We start from the raw sequence: 17,340 nt of genomic DNA on the forward strand, positions 1-17,340 counted from the left end.
ACCTCGTCCTTCTTGCAGGCCATCAGCCGACGCTCTGCAATAATCCGGCATCTGATTGAGAGATTAAGATCTGTTCATAAAGGAAACACAGGACTTGGAACCCTTCTCAGCATCTGCACCCATCCCTGCCCCCCGGGGTGAGAACGCGCGACAGTTTTGTGGATCCGGCGAGATGACCAAGCTCATTCGCGAATTGGATTGGTCGACAACGCCTCTCGGTCACGCCGAGACCTGGACCGATACCCTTTTCAGCGCGATCAACATGATTCTCGCAGCGCCGGTCCCCATGCAAATTTTCTGGGGTCCTGAGCACGTCGTCATCTATAACGACGCCCTCATGCCCATCATGAGCCATAAGCACCCAACCGCACTCGGCCAGCCTGCCCGGATCTGCTGGGCAGAAGCGTGGCCTATCGTCGGCTCCCAGATGCACAAGGTGCTGACCACCGGCGAGTCTGTCAACTACACCAACGTTCTGTTGCCCATCGCTCGTGACGGCAAAATGCAGGACATCTACTGGAACTACAGTTATAGCGCCTGGTACGGTACCGACGGCAAGATCGAAGGCATCCTCAATATCGCCTTCGACACAACCGACGCCGTCAGGGCCCGGCAACGCCTGCAGGAGTCAGAAGCCCGAGCCGTGCGCACGCTGCAAAGCATCGGCGATGCCGTGATTATCACCGATGCCGCCTCCCGCGTCACCCGTATGAATCCCATTGCCGAACAGCTGACCAGCTGGCCGCAGCAGGAGGCAGAAGGGCTACCACTGGCGCAGGTGTTCCACATCGTCAACGAAACCACCCGTGAGCTCGTCGAAATTCCCTCTGAGAAGGCCATCCGCGTCGGCGAGGTCGTTGGGCTCGCCAACCACACTATCCTCATCGCCCGCGACGGCACCGAGATCAACATCGACGATAGCGGCGCTCCCATCCGCGACGAGGATGGAAAGATCCTCGGCGGTGTGCTCGTCTTCCGCAACATCAGCGAACGCCGCCGCGCCGAGCGCGAGCGCAACGGTCTGAACGCCCGCCTCAACCAGATCATGCGCGTGACCACCGATGCCATTGTTATCGTCGACCGCAACTGGGTTCTTACGTACATCAATCCCAGGGCCGAAGAGATCTATTCCGCGGGCGGCCCAGTTCTTGGAAAAAATCTCTGGGAACGCTTCCCGGGCGCCGTGTACGAAGGATCGCCCTATGTCGAGCACTACAACCGTGCCATGAATGACGGCATCTCCGGCAGGTTCGAGGCCTATTACCCGGAGCCGCTGAACATCTGGCTGGAGATCGAGGTCTACCCAACGGCGGACGGCATCGTCACCTTCTCGCGCGATGTCACCCAGCAGAAGCAGGCGACCAGCGCCCTCATCCAGACGGAGAAACTGGCCGCCGTCGGCAGACTAGCTGCTTCCATCGCCCACGAGATCAATAACCCGCTCGAGGCCGTCACGAATCTGCTGTACCTCGCACAGGAAAGCGATCAAACCGAGGAGATGAAGCGCTACATCACGACCGCCGAAGGAGAACTTCAGCGCGTCTCGGTCATCAGCAGCCAGACGCTCCGCTTCTATAAGCAATCCAGCTCACCGCGCGAGGTCACCTTTGACGATCTGATGGGAACGGTCCTTGCCGTCCACCACGGCAAGATCAACGCCGCGCAGATTCAGGTTGAACGCAAGGACCGCACGAATAAGTCCTTCCTTTGTTTCGATGGAGAGATTCGCCAGGTCCTCAACAACCTCGTCGGCAACTCAGTGGATGCGCTGGGCACGGGAGGGCGCCTTCTGATCCGCAGTCGCGCGGCCACCGACCACCGCACCCAGCGAGTGGGCATTGCCATGACCGTTGCAGACTCGGGCAGCGGCATAGATCCGGTCGCGCTGTCCCGGATCTTTGACGCCTTCTTCACGACCAAGGGCGCCATCGGCAATGGGCTAGGACTGTGGGTCAGCAAGCAAATCGTCGAAAACCACGCCGGCACACTGCGTGTTCGAAGCTCGCGTCGGCCTGGACGCCGAGGGACGGTCTTTACGCTCTTTCTGCCCTTTGAAGCAGTGAAACGCTAGATAAAGATGCCGGGAGCATTCAAGGACTGGCCGAACACTTTGTCCTTGACCACATAAAAAGCCCTCCGAGAAATAGCTCGGAGGGCCATTTCTGCCGGTTGCGGCTACACCAGTACCCGCTCATGCGGCTGCGCGATCCGCACCGACGCCATACCCGCAGCCTTCGCTGCACGGATGCCGATCTCGGCATCCTCGAAGACCAGGCAGTCCTTCGCTGGGACACCCAGCTTCTCCGCCGCCATCAGGAACGGCTGTGGATCGGGCTTGCCGCGCTCATAGTCGCCCGCACATACCAGCACATCAAACAGGTGCCGAATCCCAAGGATGTTCAGCGACTTCTCAACAGACTCTCGTGTACTGCCGGAGACCACCGCAAACGGAATCGTGCCATGCGTACGATGGATCTCTTCCAGCACCTCCGGCACGGCCTTCAGCTCGTGAATCAGATCGTAGTAAAGCTGCTCCTTACGAACAGCGAACGGTTCCACGGGGATATTCAGCCCGTCGCGCTTGTTGATCGCCTCGACCGTGGCTCCTACCGTGACGCCACCCATGGAGTAGAAATACTGCTCCGTGAAATTTGTAGCCCCATACTCAGCCAGCGCCTTGGTCCAGGCCACAAAGTGCAGCGGCATGGAGTCGACGATCGTGCCGTCGCAGTCGAAGAGGTAAGCCTTGAAGTCACCAGGAGGAAGAGAAAGTCTCATCTCTCCATTGTCTCGCACCCGCTACAGATCGGGAAACTATGGAACTGCAAGCCTCCTTTGCGCGTAGAGTCCTCCAACACTGAAAGCGAGACACATCCATGAAGTTCCTGCGCCTGTTGACCACTACTGCCCTCGCTCTGCTGATCACCGGCCTCGCGCTCGCCCAGGCCCCGCCTCCGAAGGCCGAGCAGGATGCCCTCACAGCCACCGTCTCCGCTCTGGATACAAAGCTCTTCGACGCCTACAACCACTGCGATCTGAAGACGCTCGGCGATATGGTCTCCGACGACCTCGAGTTCTACCACGATCAGACTGGTCTCGCCGTCGGCAAAGCACCATTCCTCGCATCGATCAAGCAGAACATCTGCGGCAAGGTCGAACGCAGCCTGAAGCCCGGTTCCCTGGAAGCGCACCAGCTCAAGAACTTTGGAGCCGTCGAGATTGGCGAACACTGGTTCCACCATCCCGGACACGACGACACCGAAGGCGTAGGCATGGGCAAGTTCGTGATGATCTGGCAGGACAAGGATGGCGTCTGGAAGCTGACCCGCGTCATCAGCTACGACCACGAATCGGCCCAGAAGAGCTAAGTTCTAGGAGTAGCTGGCCGCCTCAAATTGCTGCAGCTTCGCCTCGTCCCAGGCGTGAGATTCCTTTCGCCACGGATCGCCCTGCTGCCCCATGAAGTTGGGGAAGTCCATCCGGCAGAAGCTCTGCTTAGCGGCAAAATCAATCAGCGCCTGCGCCGTGCCATCGAGATACAGCACGCACTGCTGCCCGTCGCGCGACCACTGGATCGCTGCGAGACGCTCCTTCTCGGGCTCCTGCAACGCGGACTTGTTGTAGATCAGCATCGAGTCGAGGATCGCATCCTGATAGTCCTCGTAGGAGCGATCGCACGCATAGAAGTACCCGGCAGGACCTTCATCCTCAAACACAGCAGTCCACGGCACCGCAGGGGAGGGTGAAGACAGAAAGGCACGACCGGGGGTAAACGTAAGCGAATCCATACCTATAGGGTAAAGGAACGGCAGATTTCAGGCACCGCCACGCGCAGCGCCATTCTCTGCGCCCTCTTCCTATACCCTGTTAACTGAATGAGATTGCGTGGCTTCTATATAGGTCGAGCTCAGCGTGTCGCTGCGTTCCTGTTGCTGGTACTCTTCGCCGAGTGCCTCATCTCCATCCATGAACAGCCGCTTGACGCCAACGACTATCGTTACGCGCACTGCGGCCGAGAGATGTGGGAAGCCCCGTCCGTCCTGCAAGGCTACTTCACCACCTGCGGCAATCTGAACGGTGACGGCACCTTCGCCTATCGCCTCGCAGGCTTTCCTCTAACCGCACAGCGACTCGTGCTCCTCGGCATCGATCACCTGCGCAAGCCGGAGAACCGCCTCTACGCTGAAGGAAGCCTGAACGGTACCACTTGGGAGGCTCGTCACGAGCTGACAAACGTGAAGTATCTGCTGCGCATCCCCTTCGTACTCTTTGCGATCTGGCTTGGCGGAGGCCTTTGGTGGGTCTCGAAGCGTCTCTTCGGCCCGGAAGGCGGAGCCTTCGCGCTCGCGCTCTACATATTCAGCCCCGCGGTCATCCATTATGCGACGCACCCAAACAATGAGGTCCTCGCGATGTGGGGGCTCTACGGATTGGTTTACACAGCCATCGGTGTCGCGCACGCGCTACAGGGCCCGCGCAGCAAATGGAAGCCCCGCATCCTCCTGCTTACCGTCGCGCTCGGCCTTACCGCCACCGCGCATCTACTGGCAGCTATGCTCGGCTTCCTCGCCGGAGCGATCTTCCTGTTCTACGTTGCCGAGCGACGCCGCGCTTACGTCTCGCAGATTCTCATCTTCGCCGCGCTCGGAGCGCTGGTGCTCGATATCGCCAGCTTCAACTTCCGTCCTTCGGCCTTCCTGTACATCTTCACCGGAGGCTCGGGCCGCTTCTGGTTCTCGCTCGACCTCGTCAGCCGACAGCTCTTCACTCTTAGCAACGCGGGCATCCTGGTCGCTGCCGCGGTCGCGTTACTGGTCTATGCAACAAGCCGCCGCAGCCGCTACTTCGGAAATACCACGCCGCTGTTGATCTCGCTCGCACTGCTGCCGCTCATCACCACTCAAGTCATCACCGCTCCCTGGTTCTGGGCGCTGCCCTTTCTCTTCACCTTCACGGGCGGTGTCTTCGCCGACGTTCTCGAAACCCGTCAGCGAAAGCTTTTCCTCGTGCTGACCATCGCCATCGTCATCACCCAGGCCGGACTTTGCTGGAGCACGATCTACGGCCTTATCGGCGCGTAAACGAAGAATTTACTTTGGCGTGAAGATCAGCCTCTCCGCACAGACCAAAGTATGAAAACATGGTGGCAAGACTCCGTTCAGCGTTATCCACCATGCAGCCTTCCACCGACGCATCCAATGCGTTAGCTGCTGCACGTTTGCAACGAGTTCCTGTACGACTGAGGCTATTTCTGTGAACACGCAACACACCACTGCAACGCGCCTCACCTTCGCCCTGTCTCTTGCCCTGTTGAGTCTCTCCGGCTGCAAGCACCACGCGAAGGGCGGCATCACTGCCGCATTCTCCGGCACCGATTATCCCGGTCAGATTCAGGCCATTACAACCACCTCGCAGCTGGCCGACCTGCGCTGGCCAAACTACAGCGAGTATCAGCAAAAGGTGCAGGACCTCTACAACGGGCGCGATAGCGGCACAGCCTGGATCGATGGCGATAAGGCCTCCGAGATCGCTCCGACCTCCGCAGCGACTCAGATGATCCAGATCTTCACCGATGCCGCGCAGAAGGGCCTTGACCCCGAAGACTACGACGCCTCTCGCTGGCCCGCGCGCCTGCAACGAATCGCAGACATCCGAAAGAAGAGCGACACCTCCTCTGACGCGCAGCGCGATGTAGCCCAGTTCGATGTAGCCCTCACTGTTTGTGCAATCCGCTATCTTTCAGACCTGCATCTCGGCCGCATCAATCCGCAGACGCTCAACTTCGACATCGATGTTCCCGGCAAGCGCGCCGCGTTCGATGTCGTGAAGCTGCTCAACGACCAGGTGCTTTCCAGCAGCGATGTCGCCAATGTCGTCGCTTCTATTGAGCCGCAGAACCCGCTCTACAAGAACACCGAGGCTGCTCTTCCGCACTACCTCGAACTCGCGAAGCAGCAGGACGCAAACCCAACCGATCCGCTGCCCGGCCTGAACGGAGCGAAACCTATCGAAGCGGGCGGTCACTACGCCGCAACCGATGCTCTGCTCACGCGCCTGCAGCTCGAAGGCGACTCCGATGCCTCCGAGACATCAGCCTCACCTGCAAACGACGCAAACGCAGCTGCGAAGCCAGCATCGACCGCCTACACGAAAGCGCTAGCTGACGGAGTAAAGAAGTTCCAGGGCCGCCACGGCCTCACTGTCGACGGCAAGCTTGGTCAGGGCACCATCGACGCGATGAACGTGCCGCTGCACGATCGCGTAAAGTCCATCGACGACGCTCTCGAGCGCTGGCGCTGGCTGCCGGACAACTATCAGCAACCACGCGTCTTCGTGAACCTGCCCGAGTTCATGCTGCGCGCTTATGGAACCGATCATTCTCTAGCCTTCAAGATGCTCGTCATCGACGGTGAGGCTAAAGGCTTCCACGACACGCCCATGTTCGTTCGCCTGATGCGCTACGTTGTCTTCCGCCCTTACTGGAACCTGCCGCCTTCGATCATCAAGAAGGAGATCGTACCGCACGTGCAGAAGAGCGGCATCGGCTACCTCACCTCGCACGATTACGAGATGACCGACCACAGTGGCAAGGTCGTCACCAGCGCAAGCGTCTCCGACATCGAACATCTGCGCTATGCCGTGCGCCAGAAGCCCGGACCGAAGAACTCGCTGGGCCTCGTCAAATTCCTCTTCCCCAATGAGTACGACGTCTACATGCACTCAACGCCGGAGTTATTTCTCTTCAACCTCACCCGCCGCGATCGCTCACACGGCTGCGTGCGACTACAGCATGCGGACCAGATGGCGTTGTGGGTGCTCGGTGGCGATCAGAAGGACCCCGAGAACCAGACGCGATGGGACGCTGACAGCATCCATGACGCAATGAACGCTGAGGACGAGAACAACAAGACATACGGCCTCAAAACCCCGCTGCCTGTCGTGCTGACCTACATGACCGCGATGGCCGATGAAGATGGCACCATGCACTTCTTCAATGACATCTACGGTTACGACAAGGACCTGAATACGGCGCTCGCCAAGGGACGTCCTTACGCGCAGGGCCCCGCGAAGATCAACCCAACCCTTGTAGCCGGAGAGACTGAGTAGTATCTCCGGCCTTGGCCTTCGCGCGCATCAGCTTGCTCAGATCCTCGAGCCGCTGTCCGCGTTTCTGCGTGAAATTTTCGCCGGTCAGCCTAAACTCCGCGATACGGTCGATGCGGAAGATGCGGAAGTCGTCGCGCAGCTCGCACCAGGCTGCCAGCGTCCATACGCCAGACCAGAACGTCAGCGCAAGTGGTCGCACCCTGCGATTTTTCGCCTGCGATTCGTCCTCGCCGAGCTTGGTGTAGCGGAACTCAGTCACGATGCGATCAAGGCAGGCAGCGTGAAGCTGATCCAGCAGTTTGCGCTGCGCTGCGGTCATTACGAAGTCCGGCGCATACAGCGCAATCGCATCCAGCTTTGCCGCCAACTCTGCAGGCAACACCGCCTCAATGCGGGCCAGCGCGGAGCTCGCAGCGACCACGCTCTCCGCACCGCCCCACGCCTTCACCAGCCGCGCGCCCAGCACCAGCGCCGTTAATTCCTGTGGAGTAAACATAAGTGGAGGCAGGTCGAACTCGCGTCGCAGCGTATAGCCGACACCGGCTTCGCCTTCAATCGGCTGACCGGCAAGTTGTAGATCACGCACGTCGCGATAGATCGTGCGCTCCGACACCTGCAGTCGCTCCGCCAGCGCGCGGGCTGTCTTCAGCCGCCCGGAGCGCAGCATCTGCACGATGCGAAAGAGCCTGTCGGCACGCCTCACGCGCGCGCCTCGGATTTAGAACAAGCGACTGTGCAAGCCAATGTGGTTCCCTTCCGAGTCCTGCATCTGCGCATAGTAGCCATAGCCACCTGGAATCTCCGTGCGCGGCACCAGCACCTTCACACCCGCCTTCTCCGCGCGCTTCAACGTCGCATCCAGCTTGCCATCGACGTTGAGATACACAAGAGCCCCGTCCGATGCCGGTCGCTGCTGCGCGCGCTGCACCAGGCATCCGCCCACACCACCCGGCTGCATGGGGAACATCTGGCAAGGCTCAGGCCCCGGCCACGCCAATAGTTTCATATCCAGAATCGTCTCGTAGAAGGTCGTGGCCCGTTCGATGTCGGTCGTCGGCACCTCGAACCAGGTGATGGCATTGTTCTCAAACTTGCTCATGGCGATCTCTCCGTGCCGCGAAGTGGGCATCAGCTACACAAGCAGAGTATGAAACCACTCCTGACAGCATACTGTCAGGAGCCTGTCAGGAGAGGCAATTATTGACGGACGGTTAGCAGCTAGTACGCGTCACCACCACCATCGCCGTGCTGTAGATCGAGGTTTTCAAAGCGTGTGAAGTCCGCAAGATACGCCATCTTCACGGTGCCCGTAGGTCCGTTACGCTGCTTGGCAATGATGATCTCCGCCTGCCCCTTCACATCTTCGTTCTCGCGATCGTAATACTCTTCACGATGAATGAACGCGACCACGTCGGCATCCTGCTCGATCGATCCCGATTCGCGCAGATCGCTCAGCAACGGCTTCTTATCGCCGGTTCGTTGCTCACTGCCACGCGACAGCTGCGATAGCGCGATGACAGGCACCTGCATCTCCTTCGCCAGCGCCTTCAGGCCGCGCGAGATGCCCGCGACCTCCTGCGTACGATTCTCCGCACCCTTGCCGCCCTGCTTCGCGCCCGTCATCAGCTGCAGGTAGTCGATCACGATCAGGTCGAGCTGACCTTCCTGCTGCTTCAGTCGCCGCGCCTTCGCTCGCATCTCCGCCAGCGTGATGCCCGGCGTATCGTCGACGTACATCCGCGAGGTCATCAGGCGATCCAGCGCAGCGATGAGTTTGCCCTTGTCCTCACGAGGGATGAAGCCGGTCTGCAACTTGCGGCTGCCGACCATGGCCTCACTCGCAAGCATGCGTCGCAGCAGCGACTCCTTGGACATTTCAAGCGAGAAGACCGCCACAACTTTGTTGTCCTTCACGGCGCAGTTCTGCGCAATATTGATTGCCCATGCGGTCTTACCCATCGAAGGACGCGCCGCAATGATGATCAACTCCGAGTTCTGCAGACCACTCGTCATCTTGTCGAACTCGATGTAATGCGTAGCGAGTCCTGTTACCTCGCGCCCCTGCTCATACAATGCATCGATCGATCCGAACGAGCTAGCAACGATATCCGCAATGTTCGAAAATCCCCGCTGAATGGCCGAGTCTGCCACCGCCGCGAGCTTGATCTCAACATCGTTCAACACTGTAGTAGCGTCTTCGCTCTGGTCGCTCGCCGCCACCATACCATCGTTGAAAATGCCCAGCAGCTCACGCAGCAGGCTCTTGTCTTTGACAATGCGGACGTAGCTTTCAATATTCGGATTGCGCGGAATGCCCGACATCAGGTGCGTCAGGTACGCAGCGCCGCCAACGGAGTCGAGCTCGCGCTTGCGGCTCAGCTCTTCCATCACCGTGATGGTGTCGACGCCATGACCTTGAGCCATCAGGTCGATCATCACGCGGTAGATGCGTTGATGCGAGTCCAGCAGGAAGTCTTCCGCACGCAACTTCGCCGTCGCATCGGTGATCGCCACCGCATCGAGCAGCATGGCTCCCAGCACGGTGATTTCAGTTTGGATCGACGCCGGAAGGCCGTCGCCCATCGGAGCGGGCATTGATTGTAGAGCCATACAGAGAAACTTCTTTCGACCTCGTCATCCGAGGCATAACAGGGACGCACATGCTGCGCGAGAAAGCGACAAGTGAAGAGTTAAGGCTAGGTGGAAGTCCTGAGGACTACCGTTCGGAAACGCTGTGGATGCAATGTGTAAAGGCGGGAAATCAGGGATGGGATATAAGAGAAAACCGCAAAGCCATCCCTCTGTCTTCAATAAGTTAGACACTTTTGCGGATTCGCGTATATGCAAGCAGTGTCGAACTCAACTGCACATCTAGCGGTGGTAGCGACGTCACTGAACCTTGCTCCATGTTCTGCGAATCCGATGTTTCTATTGTATGAGATACAGCCAACCCCAGGGCCCGTCCCAAATCGACCATGGCTTGAAGTCTTTTCACAAGCGAATCCGCGCTCACAACAGCTTTCTCACGTTTTCGCGCATCACACTCGACACACCGCCCACGATGGCGGTGTACTCCATCCTTCGCCAACCACTTACGCACAACAATTCCATCACGATCAACCGAACGGAGAAACTCATGGGTCGTACCTCTCGTTCAGCTGCTCTGTACGTCGTTAGCGCGCTGTTCTCTTGCCTTCCTCTGCAGTCCTTGGCGCAGACCTCTTCTTCTCTTCCGGATGCGCCCGGCACCGTCATCCCCCCTCAGCCTACCGCTATCTACAGAAGCGCCATAAGGCCGTTCTCGGCTCTTGGTGCCGACGCAAAAGTGGGCGCCAACGGCATCGGTTTCGACGTTGCGACACCCCTCGCACCTAAGCTCAACCTTCGCGGTGGCGCCAGCTTCTTCGGCTACACCGTCGACAACCTGGTGGAAGATGGCTTCAACATCAAAGGCGACCTCACGCTCCGCTCCGTCAATGCCAGCGTCGACTGGTTTCCCTTCAACAACGGATTCCGCGTGAGTCCCGGCATCATGCTTTACAACGGCAACCGCTTCAACGGCACCGCAACTGTTCCCGGTGGCGGTACCATCACGCTTAACGACACGGATTACACCAGCGATCCCACCGATCCCCTCGTCGCTACGTTCAACTCCCCGAATAACCGCTTCGGTAATAGAGTCGGACCTACCATTACCACTGGATGGGGCAACATCATCCCGCGCAGCGGCAAGCACTGGAGCGTCCCCTTCGAGATCGGCTTCGAGTACATCTCACCGCCGAAGATCAATCTGGGCCTCACCGGCAGCGCCTGCAGTTCCGACGGCTGCGGTAATGTGCAGACAGACACGGAAACGCAAGCCAACGTGCAGGCTCAGCAGGCCATCATCAACGACGACATTCACAACCTGCGCTTCTTCCCCATTCTTTCCATCGGCGTCGGCTATAAGTTTTAGCATCACAAACCGCTTGTCTCACACGGGAGCATGGGAGAAACTTAGCCATGCTCCTGTCTCTGCTTTGGAAGGTCCTCTACGGGTCTTGGCTGCTCACCGAAATTTATGTTGCAGTCATCACCCGCACGCGCAGCGGCGGTGGCAAGATCGACGACCGCGGCTCTCTTTACATTCTCTGGATCGTCATCGGCGTCTCCATCTCGTTAGGCAGCGCGCTCGGCGAAACTTATAGACCCACAATGATCCACAACGCGGAGTGGCTGCGTACACCGGCGCTCGCACTGTTTGCCGTCGGCCTCTACATCCGGCTCTCTGCCATCATTACGCTTGGCCGCTCCTTCAGCGCCAACGTCGCCATCCACGACACACAGAAGCTCAATACCTCCGGATTCTTCCGCTACATGCGGCACCCTTCGTACACGGGCATGATGCTTATCTTTCTCGCCATCGCCCTGCGCCGTCAAAACTGGCTTTCCATCGTAATCCTCGTCGTACCACCTTTTCTCGCCCTGCTCTATCGCATGCATGTAGAAGAGGCCGCCCTGACCAGCGCCTTCGGCGAACAGTACATCGACTACAGCCGCACCACCAAGCGCCTCCTCCCCGGCATCTACTAAACTGGATACGCAAACGAAAGAGAACGAGGCAAGCATCATGGCAGCAATCGGCGAACAAATCGGCAAAGACATCATCACCGCGATGAAGGCACACGAAGCAGACAAGCTCACCACCCTGCGCATGGTGAAGTCCGCCTTCAAGTCCAGAGAGATCGACAAGCGTGAGCCCCTTACCGACGCCGAAGAGCAGTCCATCATCACGACTCTGCTGAAGCAGCGCCGCGAATCCATTGAACAGTTCACCAAGGGTGGTCGCCCCGAACTCGCCGCTAAGGAAGAGGTCGAGATCAAACTCATCGACGCTTACATGCCTCAGGCCGCCAGCCGCGAAGACATCGCTACCATCGTAGCCGGAGCGGTAGCCCAGATCACCAAGGACAACGGCGGATCTAAGCCCAGCCCCAAGGATATGGGTGCGGTCATGAAGGTCGCGCAGCAGCGCATCCTCGCCGATGGCATCCGCGCCGACGGCAAGCTCGTCAGCGAGCTAGTAAGAGAAGAACTGGCGAAGGCATAAGCAGCCTTCGCCCTTCGCAATCATCAAGTTTATAAAGTTGTTTGCGAGGCTTGCGGTCGTGCTGCCTTCGCAAGCCCGCACATCCGGCAGAAGTGCGTAAACACCGTCTGGCGCGTTCCGCACTGCTGGCACGTATCGAAGACCAGCAGACCGCAATGGACGCACACGTTGCTGGTGGGGTCTGCTAAATCCAGCGGGCGCTCACAGCCAGGACAGGCCCTCTTGCTCAAACGCAGCTGGGCCATATCGTACGAAAGGTCCTTACGCCGTTCCTGCTCCGGCTTCAACTCCTCCGCCTTCTGCTTCTCCAGGTAGCGTCGCAGTGCGCGAATGGCATAGTTGCCGACGGCAAGCGTGAGTACGATGCCCACAATATAGCGGACATAGCCGCCGTAGCTCGGAAGATACGGCACCAGCTCCACGAAGAACGTGAAGAGTGCAAAAAAGATAAAGCCCCAGACAAAGGGCCACTGCGAGCTCTTTCTCGCTTTTACGAACAGCAGACCAGCAAGCAGCAACAACGGAAGAGTGATCGCAAGTCGCAGAAGGAAGACGTGCAGTTCATTCCTGCGCACCTCGCGCTCGTATCCGACCTGCCCAGCCGCCTCCACTCGCTGCTCCGCTGCCTGGTCCGCGTCGCGCGCCTGCTGCAACTGCAGATGTGCTGATTCAAGCGCATCCTGCTTCTGCTGCAACGACCGCTCTGCAGCCTTCACCTCATCCAGCCGCTTGGTCCGGCGAACCAGCTCCGGATTCTGACTCGACTGCTCTGTAGCCGACCGCGTAGCGACCCAGTTGTCGAAACTTCCCTGCTCTGTCTGAGTCGCCTCTGCCGCATGTTGTGTGTTCAGTTCCGCCGTATTCAGCGCATCGTCGTTCTGCTTGAGAGCGTCCTCGTCGTTGCCAAGACGTAAACGTGCGTCATGCAAAGGCACCGGGTCCATGAAGCTCTCGGCGGAGATCGGCTTCTCTACCTTCGGCAGATCGCCAACCACCAGCCTGCCCAGCCCGATAAGAAAACCCGCGAAGATGATGGCGATCAGCCATAGACCGCGCTGAAACCATCTCTCTGAAAGTCTCAGACCTTTGCTCACTGCCATCGTCTCAATCTCGTTTCCGGGCACTCGCAGAACAGCCCAAGTTTTATCCGCCTAAGTATAGGGCCTGTCTTGTCGCTGAACCTCAGCGCAGCCGAAACCGCACGAACAGCACCTCACCCGTCGGCGTAGCGCCATAGATCGGCTTCAACACTTCGGGTGTGCGATACACCGTGAACTGCGCTCCCGGTGCGGCGAGCAGGTGCGGCCCCAAAGCGAAGTCGCGATCATATCCCACGGTATACGCAGCCACATGCCCGATCGGGCCTTCCTGAAAGCCTTTCGACAGCAGTGTACCTGGCGTCAACTCCAGCTCATTCGAACGCCCCGCATTCTCCATCCGCGTCCACACATAGTTCTGCGACGCGAACCGCAGTAGCGCCTCCGCGAGGTAGCTGTTCTCCTTGCTGTTATCGGTCAGCGACTTCGCGCGTCCCCAGATCGCCGTCGCTGAAAGATCGGTACGTGGCTCGGCCTCCATCGACATCGCTGGCGCTACCTTTGGAGCAGCATCCATCTTCATGCCCGGCATCGACGACATATCCATGCCACCCATATCGCCGCTCATCTTCGGCATCGACTGCCGCGAGAACGTGTGGTGATACATCACACTAGCCGTCTGCCGCTGCTGGTCTTCGCCCGGATACAGCGCCTCCGGCGAATGAATGTGCGCAATCGAGTATTGGCTCGTCCAGTCCGCGGTCGGCGACATCGTCAACCGCGTCGCCACCGAGTCCACCGCGTGTCCATTGGGTGATCCCTGGAACGCCCAGCGATGCTCATCAGGCTCTCCACCATGAAAGCCCGACAACTCCACACGCGCCCACTTGTAGGTCACGCCACCCGTAACCACGTTGAACGCAATGTGCGTAGAGTCCTCCTGATGATGCCCCAGTGCGGCAATTGGATCTTCACTCGCCGACTGCCTGTGCGGATACGCCGTCGGCCCAATCGCGGGATCACCCACCGGCGCAGCATATACACTCAACAGCACACTCCTGCCCAACGGCACGTCATACAGCGCACCCAGCTCCATCACAAAATCATGCGGATGCTGTCCATCGACAATCGGCGCGCCATACGCCGTCTCTCCCTGTTGAAACAACTCAGGGTAATTCCGTCTGCCGACGGTCGCTGGCTCCAACGAAAGCATCGTACGCACCGTCAGCGTACCGGGCCCCAGTTTATGCTGCGCCATCGGCATGATCCAGTTCGTCGAAAAGAAGGCATCGCGACCGCGCTCGTTCTTGGCCTGCTGCTGCGTGTTCGCAGCAAACCCATTGCCATGCAGCATCAGTTGCCAGCCATCCTTGTTCGTCATCATCATCGGCACGGGACTGCTAGCAGGCTCGATGCTCGTGCCTGATGAGCCATGCTGCTGCTCAGCCTCTATCAACGATTTCGAAGACATCACCATCTGCGCTTGGGCAACGACGGGCGAACACGCCAGTAGCATCACCGGCAGAAAAAAGTGCTTCATAAAACTCCTTCGGTTCAAATGGAACGCAGGCATGCGGGTGCATGCAGGTCGCAAGCAATCGAAGGTGTTATCAGATACGCAGAATAGTTGTGGCCACGATCATCAGGCCAGGCGGCGAGTGCTCCGCAGGCAAACGTGTGGAGGCAAAACGCACATGCAAGCTATCGCCGCTGTCCGTGTACTCGACCGCGATAGTGAGTGGCGGCAGGACCAGCCGCGAAACGTCCTGAGATGGAAGCAAAGAGTTATCGGCGGGCGCCTGCGTCGCGCAGCAGACCCTGGAAGGCCCATCGCAGCAAGCATCAGCTTTGTGTTTGCAGCAATCGCGCTGAGCCGTCGCAGCACCCGAGGCGACCGTGCACTCATGCGCCAACGGCATCATCACGACGAACATCAGTATCGCGGCGATGGCTCGGAAGCGCTGCACAGCACGAGTATATCTCGACGGCGGATGGAACGTCCCCACCCCAGCCGGGGCAGCAAACTACCCCAGCTTTGGATGCAGTTTGTGAAATCCCGTCTTCTGTTGATACGCCGCCGCCAGTGCGCACGCCTTCGCATCGCCATACAGCTGCCCCAGGAATGTAATCGACACCGGCGTGCCCGGGCCGCCCGCATTCTGGCGATCGCCGTCACCATTGTTCGGCGACGGTGGAGCATCGTCCCCACGCAAACCATTCGGCACAATCACAGCTGGCTGCCCGCAAAGGTTCGTGGCAGAAAGCTGCATCCCGCTGCTCGGTGTCACGATCACATCGAACGGCGCAAACGCCGCGGCCATCTGCTGAATCGCAAGCGACCTCGCACGTGACGCGTTGATATAGTCCACCGCAGAGTAGAACCGCATTCGCCGGAAAGACGCAGGCCAATCGAACGGCAGCTGCCCCACCAACTCCGCATCTCTCCCCGACCGCGTCAGGTTATCGAACGCCGCTGCGGCCTCTGCCGTCAGCATCGGCGTAATCGCATCGAACGGAAACTTCGGCAGCTCCATCGGCGTCAACGCCACACCCATCCCACGCAGCACATCCAGCGTCTTCGTCGCATACTGCATGTCATACGCTTCACGCGCATGACCCGCCTTCACTCGCTCCACGCGCAGCTCATACGCCTCAAGCTGCTTGCTGGTTGCGTCCTTCGGCTTCTCCGGCAGTTGCAACTCCGGCATATCGAACGCAGACTTGATGTAGCCCACGCGCAGCTTCTTCACATCCACCGTAAAGTCCGGATTGAACGCCGCGTTCTGCACCGAAAGATCATGCTGGTCCGGCCCATAGATCGCATGCAGCACCACCGCGCAATCTTCAACCGACCGCGTGATCGCACCGATCTTGTCCATCGACCACGAGAGTGCCATTGCCCCCGTGCGCGGTACCAGCCCAAAGCTCGGCCGCAATCCACTCGTGCCGCAGCGCGTGCTTGGCGACGAGATCGACCCTTGCGTCTCCGTCCCAATTGCAAACCCCACGCAACCAGCAGCCACCGCACTCGCGCTGCCCGCCGAGCTGCCACTCGAACCCTGCTTCGGGTTCCACGGATTCCGCGTGCGGCCATTGCGCTCCTTCGACCCCCACAGATCGCCCTGCGCCAGCGCACCCAGCGTCAGCTTCGCGATCAGCACCGCACCCGCCGCATCCAGCCGCTTCACCACCTCGGCATCCTCATCGAAGTGCTGGTCCATATACGGCCCCGCTCCCCACGTCGTCGGATAGCCCTTCACCGCAAGCAGGTCTTTGCCTCCCCAGGGGATGCCATGCAAAGGCCCGCGATACTTGCCCGCTGCGATCTCCTTATCCGCCTGCGCTGCAAGCTTCATCGCGCGATCATCGGTGAACGTGATGACGAAGTGCAGCAGCGGATCATAGCGCTTCAGCCGTGCCAGGTACATCTTCGTCAGCGCAGTCGAACTCACCTTGCGCGTGCGCACCAACTCTCCCAGCTCGCGCACTGTCAGAAACGCCAGCGACTCCTGCGCCGTCTCGGCATGAGGATCGACCTGCACCTCGACACGCGGCGCAGGCCCCAGCTTCATCGGCTTGCGTTCCGTCTCCAGCACCATGCCCGACGGCACCGGATCAAAAACCAGCGAAGGCTCAACCGAGTTCGGCAGGTTCAGCTTCCGCACGTCATCAATGCCGCCTTGCAACGAGGCGAGCCCACCCGCCAGCTCCTTCCGCTGCTCCTCTGTAAAGCTCAGCCCGGCAATCGCCGCTGCCTGTTCCACCATCTCCGGCGTAATCGGCTTCCATGTCGCGGGATCTTCCGCGCCCGCGGTGTGCGCGGCCAGTGCCAGCAGCACGCCGGGAAACAAAGTGCTGCTGATACCAGCAGCAGTCGAGAGGGTCAGGAAGCGGCGGCGCGTCTCATCGGCGGGGGACAACTTCGCATCAGGGGTCATGCCGAAATTATTGCACCTCCGCACATACTTCTGGCTTAGATGAATGAGCTTTGAAGGGGCTGGGCTTTGGCCCAGCCATAGGTATACCCATAAAAGAACCTTGCACCTGTTCGCCATAGGCGAACAGGTGCAAGGTAGAACGTTTGAATACATTTGACGGCTGGGCTAA

The 17,340-nt window shown here is 59.3% G+C and carries 17 protein-coding genes; 7 read left to right on the plus strand and 10 right to left on the minus strand.

Annotated features, from left to right (window positions below; all coding sequences use genetic code 11):
• Positions 1-172: 172 nt before the first annotated feature.
• The gene (locus OHL14_RS16035; protein ID WP_263380383.1) at positions 173-2,071 is read left to right on the plus strand and encodes a PAS domain-containing protein; all 1,899 of its coding nucleotides are present in this window, start codon (positions 173-175) and stop codon (positions 2,069-2,071) included.
• Positions 2,072-2,175: 104 nt separating this feature from the next.
• On the opposite strand, the gene OHL14_RS16040 is transcribed toward OHL14_RS16035, so the two are convergent.
• Positions 2,176-2,778: an HAD family hydrolase gene (locus OHL14_RS16040; protein WP_263380384.1), complete on the minus strand. Its 603-nt coding sequence runs from the start codon at positions 2,776-2,778 to the stop codon at positions 2,176-2,178.
• Between the two features lie 98 nt (positions 2,779-2,876).
• On the opposite strand from OHL14_RS16040, the gene OHL14_RS16045 reads away from it, so the two are divergent.
• The gene (locus tag OHL14_RS16045) at positions 2,877-3,368 is read left to right on the plus strand and encodes a nuclear transport factor 2 family protein (RefSeq protein ID WP_263380385.1); all 492 of its coding nucleotides are present in this window, start codon (positions 2,877-2,879) and stop codon (positions 3,366-3,368) included.
• A gap of 3 nt (positions 3,369-3,371) precedes the next feature.
• Here the strand turns inward: OHL14_RS16045 and OHL14_RS16050 are convergent, their stop codons facing one another.
• A complete protein-coding gene (locus OHL14_RS16050; protein ID WP_263380386.1) occupies positions 3,372-3,788 on the minus strand; it encodes a DUF2251 domain-containing protein in 417 nt (138 codons plus the stop codon).
• An 87-nt stretch (positions 3,789-3,875) separates the two neighbouring features.
• Here OHL14_RS16050 and OHL14_RS16055 point away from each other — a divergent pair, with 87 nt between their 5' ends.
• Positions 3,876-5,081: a hypothetical protein gene (locus OHL14_RS16055; RefSeq protein WP_263380387.1), complete on the plus strand. Its 1,206-nt coding sequence runs from the start codon at positions 3,876-3,878 to the stop codon at positions 5,079-5,081.
• Positions 5,082-5,253: 172 nt separating this feature from the next.
• A complete protein-coding gene (locus OHL14_RS16060) occupies positions 5,254-7,107 on the plus strand; it encodes a L,D-transpeptidase family protein (RefSeq protein ID WP_263380388.1) in 1,854 nt (617 codons plus the stop codon).
• On the opposite strand, the gene OHL14_RS16065 is transcribed toward OHL14_RS16060, so the two are convergent.
• The 4 genes from OHL14_RS16065 to OHL14_RS16080 all read right to left on the minus strand — a co-directional run bounded on the left by OHL14_RS16065 (position 7,073) and on the right by OHL14_RS16080 (position 10,245).
• Positions 7,073-7,810, minus strand: coding sequence for a helix-turn-helix transcriptional regulator (locus tag OHL14_RS16065; RefSeq protein ID WP_263380389.1), 738 nt, complete (start codon positions 7,808-7,810; stop codon positions 7,073-7,075). The genes OHL14_RS16060 and OHL14_RS16065 overlap by 35 nt on opposite strands.
• Positions 7,811-7,825: 15 nt before the next feature.
• Positions 7,826-8,206 carry a VOC family protein gene (locus OHL14_RS16070; protein ID WP_263380390.1) on the minus strand — a complete coding sequence of 127 codons (381 nt, stop codon included), beginning with the start codon at positions 8,204-8,206 and terminating at the stop codon, positions 7,826-7,828.
• Positions 8,207-8,325: 119 nt separating this feature from the next.
• Positions 8,326-9,717, minus strand: a complete 1,392-nt coding sequence (gene dnaB / locus OHL14_RS16075; RefSeq protein WP_263380391.1) for a replicative DNA helicase — start codon at positions 9,715-9,717, stop codon at positions 8,326-8,328.
• A 399-nt stretch (positions 9,718-10,116) separates the two neighbouring features.
• Positions 10,117-10,245 (minus strand): hypothetical protein, encoded by a 129-nt coding sequence (locus OHL14_RS16080; RefSeq protein ID WP_263380392.1) that lies wholly within the window; start codon positions 10,243-10,245, stop codon positions 10,117-10,119.
• On the opposite strand from OHL14_RS16080, the gene OHL14_RS16085 reads away from it, so the two are divergent.
• From OHL14_RS16085 to OHL14_RS16095, 3 genes are read left to right on the plus strand one after another with little or no spacing between them, the layout of a single operon-like run.
• Positions 10,244-11,062: a hypothetical protein gene (locus OHL14_RS16085; protein ID WP_263380393.1), complete on the plus strand. Its 819-nt coding sequence runs from the start codon at positions 10,244-10,246 to the stop codon at positions 11,060-11,062. The two genes, OHL14_RS16080 and OHL14_RS16085, sit on opposite strands and share 2 nt — an antisense overlap.
• A gap of 47 nt (positions 11,063-11,109) precedes the next feature.
• Complete coding sequence (locus tag OHL14_RS16090; protein ID WP_263380394.1) at positions 11,110-11,679, plus strand: methyltransferase family protein; 570 nt, start codon at positions 11,110-11,112, stop codon at positions 11,677-11,679.
• Positions 11,680-11,716: 37 nt separating this feature from the next.
• Entirely contained in the window at positions 11,717-12,196 is a 480-nt protein-coding gene (locus OHL14_RS16095) for a GatB/YqeY domain-containing protein (protein ID WP_263380395.1), read from the plus strand.
• A gap of 29 nt (positions 12,197-12,225) precedes the next feature.
• Here the strand turns inward: OHL14_RS16095 and OHL14_RS16100 are convergent, their stop codons facing one another.
• The 4 genes from OHL14_RS16100 to OHL14_RS16115 form a co-directional block, all read right to left on the minus strand.
• On the minus strand, positions 12,226-13,296 hold the full coding sequence (locus OHL14_RS16100) for a zinc ribbon domain-containing protein (RefSeq protein WP_263380396.1): 1,071 nt from the start codon (positions 13,294-13,296) through the stop codon (positions 12,226-12,228).
• 82 nt (positions 13,297-13,378) lie between these two features.
• Positions 13,379-14,773, minus strand: a complete 1,395-nt coding sequence (locus tag OHL14_RS16105; protein WP_263380397.1) for a hypothetical protein — start codon at positions 14,771-14,773, stop codon at positions 13,379-13,381.
• A 70-nt stretch (positions 14,774-14,843) separates the two neighbouring features.
• The gene (locus OHL14_RS16110; protein WP_263380398.1) at positions 14,844-15,200 is read right to left on the minus strand and encodes a hypothetical protein; all 357 of its coding nucleotides are present in this window, start codon (positions 15,198-15,200) and stop codon (positions 14,844-14,846) included.
• A 57-nt stretch (positions 15,201-15,257) separates the two neighbouring features.
• Positions 15,258-17,171 carry an amidase gene (locus tag OHL14_RS16115; protein WP_263380399.1) on the minus strand — a complete coding sequence of 638 codons (1,914 nt, stop codon included), beginning with the start codon at positions 17,169-17,171 and terminating at the stop codon, positions 15,258-15,260.
• Positions 17,172-17,340 lie beyond the last annotated feature (169 nt).

This window comes from Granulicella paludicola, from assembly GCF_025685545.1.
In the GTDB taxonomy this organism is placed as follows: domain Bacteria; phylum Acidobacteriota; class Terriglobia; order Terriglobales; family Acidobacteriaceae; genus Granulicella; species Granulicella paludicola.

Bases quoted from the DNA above. Each gene is read 5' to 3' on its own strand.
- OHL14_RS16095 (WP_263380395.1), top strand. From the start codon at position 11,717: ATGGCAGCAATCGGCGAACAAATCGGCAAAGACATCATCACCGCGATG.
- OHL14_RS16040 (WP_263380384.1), bottom strand. From the start codon at position 2,778: ATGAGACTTTCTCTTCCTCCTGGTGACTTCAAGGCTTACCTCTTCGAC.
- OHL14_RS16055 (WP_263380387.1), top strand. From the start codon at position 3,876: ATGAGATTGCGTGGCTTCTATATAGGTCGAGCTCAGCGTGTCGCTGCG.
- OHL14_RS16090 (WP_263380394.1), top strand. From the start codon at position 11,110: ATGCTCCTGTCTCTGCTTTGGAAGGTCCTCTACGGGTCTTGGCTGCTC.
- OHL14_RS16100 (WP_263380396.1), bottom strand. From the start codon at position 13,296: ATGGCAGTGAGCAAAGGTCTGAGACTTTCAGAGAGATGGTTTCAGCGC.
- OHL14_RS16085 (WP_263380393.1), top strand. From the start codon at position 10,244: ATGGGTCGTACCTCTCGTTCAGCTGCTCTGTACGTCGTTAGCGCGCTG.
- OHL14_RS16080 (WP_263380392.1), bottom strand. From the start codon at position 10,245: ATGAGTTTCTCCGTTCGGTTGATCGTGATGGAATTGTTGTGCGTAAGT.
- OHL14_RS16115 (WP_263380399.1), bottom strand. From the start codon at position 17,171: ATGACCCCTGATGCGAAGTTGTCCCCCGCCGATGAGACGCGCCGCCGC.
- OHL14_RS16070 (WP_263380390.1), bottom strand. From the start codon at position 8,206: ATGAGCAAGTTTGAGAACAATGCCATCACCTGGTTCGAGGTGCCGACG.
- OHL14_RS16035 (WP_263380383.1), top strand. From the start codon at position 173: ATGACCAAGCTCATTCGCGAATTGGATTGGTCGACAACGCCTCTCGGT.
- OHL14_RS16050 (WP_263380386.1), bottom strand. From the start codon at position 3,788: ATGGATTCGCTTACGTTTACCCCCGGTCGTGCCTTTCTGTCTTCACCC.
- OHL14_RS16105 (WP_263380397.1), bottom strand. From the start codon at position 14,773: ATGAAGCACTTTTTTCTGCCGGTGATGCTACTGGCGTGTTCGCCCGTC.
- OHL14_RS16045 (WP_263380385.1), top strand. From the start codon at position 2,877: ATGAAGTTCCTGCGCCTGTTGACCACTACTGCCCTCGCTCTGCTGATC.
- dnaB (WP_263380391.1), bottom strand. From the start codon at position 9,717: ATGGCTCTACAATCAATGCCCGCTCCGATGGGCGACGGCCTTCCGGCG.